The organism is Polynucleobacter sp. MG-28-Ekke-A2, assembly GCF_035012985.1.
Taxonomy (GTDB): Bacteria; Pseudomonadota; Gammaproteobacteria; order Burkholderiales; family Burkholderiaceae; genus Polynucleobacter.
Genome location: NZ_JAYGQU010000045.1, coordinates 1 through 1,515, shown reverse-complemented (window position 1 = coordinate 1,515; position 1,515 = coordinate 1). Strand labels below are relative to the sequence as shown.

At 45.8% G+C, this 1,515-nt stretch carries 1 protein-coding gene; it reads left to right on the top strand.

Translation table 11 applies throughout. From position 1 onward, the window contains the following. Nucleotides 1-16: 16 nt before the first annotated feature. Nucleotides 17-1,515 (top strand): condensation domain-containing protein (locus VC188_RS11830; protein ID WP_323484097.1); only part of this gene is annotated, 1,499 nt, incomplete at its 3' end.

The window sequence follows — 1,515 nt, the reverse complement described above, 5'->3', positions numbered from 1 at the left end:
ACACTCTTTATTGGCGATGAAGCTAATTAGCCGAATCCGCTCCAAACTTGGAGTTGAGCTACCTATCCGCAGCTTGTTTGAAGCGCCGACCATCGAAAACCTCAGCGGGCACCTTAGCAGCGAGAAAACTGTACAGCGGCCATTGCAAAAAATACAGCGTCCAGAACGAATCCCGCTCTCTTTTGCACAACGCCGACTATGGTTCCTAAATCAACTCGAAGAATTTAGCTCCACTTACTCAATCCCGATCGTCTTGCATCTCCAGGGATCTTTAAATTACAACGCACTACAAACCGCTTTGAACGATCTTATTGTTCGTCACGAAAGCTTAAGAACTATCTTCCCTGAAACTTTTGGAGTGCCAGAACAGCGGGTTCTTAGCATGGCTGAGGCATCAAAAGAATTAAAACCCATCGACATCGATAAGCAACTTCTAGGTGAGGCCATTACTGAACTTATTAAATGCGGTTTTGATCTTGCCAAAGAACCCCCATTGCGAATACATCTTTTAAAGATTGGCACTCAAGAGCATGTCTTGGTGTTATTGCTTCACCATATTGCTGGTGATGGCTGGTCTTTTGGGCCGCTAGCGCATGATCTAGAAAAAGCCTATACCGCACGCTGCCTAAATACCGCCCCTCAGTTTATTAATCTACCAGTGCAATATGTAGATTACACCTTATGGCAGCAAGATATCCTAGGGAATGAAAGTGACCCCAATAGCGCGATTACACATCAGATCTCCTTCTGGACCAATGAACTCGCTGATCTTCCGGATCAAATCGATTTACCACTAGATAGAACAAGGCCGACTATCGCCAGCTATCAAGGCGCACAAGTTGCGCTTTGCATTAATAAAAAATTACACGTAGACCTTGTTACCTTGGCCAATCAATGCCAAGCAAGCTTATTTATGGTGTTACAGGCAAGCCTTGCAGCCCTTCTGACTCGTTTAGGTGCCGGGTACGACATACCCATTGGCACCCCCGTTGCTGGACGTGGCGATAGTGCCCTTGATGGTCTGGTTGGGTTTTTTGTTAACACAATTGTATTGCGATCAAAAACGGATGGTAACCCAAACTTTAGGGAGCTCATTGCCCGAACGCGTTCAACCAATCTCGCTGCTTACGCTCACCAAGACATGCCTTTTGAACGTCTTGTGGAGATTGTTAACCCCACAAGATCGCTTAATAGACACCCCTTGTTCCAGGTAATGCTGACATTGCAAGATGCTGACACCGTCAAACTAAATCTGCCAGATCTGACAACCACAATAGAGGCAGTCAATACCGCCACCTCCAAGTTTGATCTCTCTCTAAACTTTAGTGAGAATCGCTCGCCTGAAGGAGTCTTACAAGGCATCAATGGCATCATTGAATACAGCACAGATCTATTTGATCTGGAAACCATACAATCTATCTCCGATCGCTTTATCCGCCTTCTAGAGTCAGCAGTAGCCAATCCAGATCAAAGCATTAGCAAACTCAGCATTTTGTCCCCTGACGAGCGGCACAC